The organism is Xanthobacter autotrophicus, from assembly GCF_030015065.1.
In the GTDB taxonomy this organism is placed as follows: Bacteria; Pseudomonadota; Alphaproteobacteria; order Rhizobiales; family Xanthobacteraceae; genus Xanthobacter; species Xanthobacter autotrophicus_D.
Genome location: NZ_JAIVFN010000526.1, coordinates 1 through 401, shown reverse-complemented (window position 1 = coordinate 401; position 401 = coordinate 1). Strand labels below are relative to the sequence as shown.

The following is a 401-nucleotide window of genomic DNA, read 5'->3' as shown; positions in this document are numbered from 1 at the left end:
GTTCACCATATCGTCGATCGTGCTCATGTGCCGCTAGGCAGGAGAAGAATGGCTGTGCGGGTGCCTCGGGTAGCATCACAGGCAGAGACGGAGACGCTATGACATCAGATCAGATCCAAGAACTCGCCCGCTTGGTGGCCGCCCAGGTATCGGCTCCGCCGTGGTGGCCCTACCTGCTGATGGTCGTGCTCGCCGCGGCCGGGACCTTCGCTGGTGCGGCCCTGAAACGTCGGGGCGAGAACTACGCCACCACGGCTGATTTTGAGACGCTCAAGATGCAGTTGGTCGCCAACACCCATGCCACAGAGGAAGTGAAGGCAGCGCTGGCTGGGCGCAGTTGGATGAAGCAGCAGCTATGGGGTCAGCGCGAGAAGTACTACATGGAGTTGCTGGGGCAACTG

At 61.3% G+C, this 401-nt stretch carries 1 protein-coding gene; it reads left to right on the top strand.

The annotated features are described in order from the left end of the window. Positions 1 to 98: 98 nt before the first annotated feature. Positions 99 to 401 (top strand): hypothetical protein (locus K9U40_RS24345; RefSeq protein ID WP_282892609.1); only part of this gene is annotated, 303 nt, incomplete at its 3' end.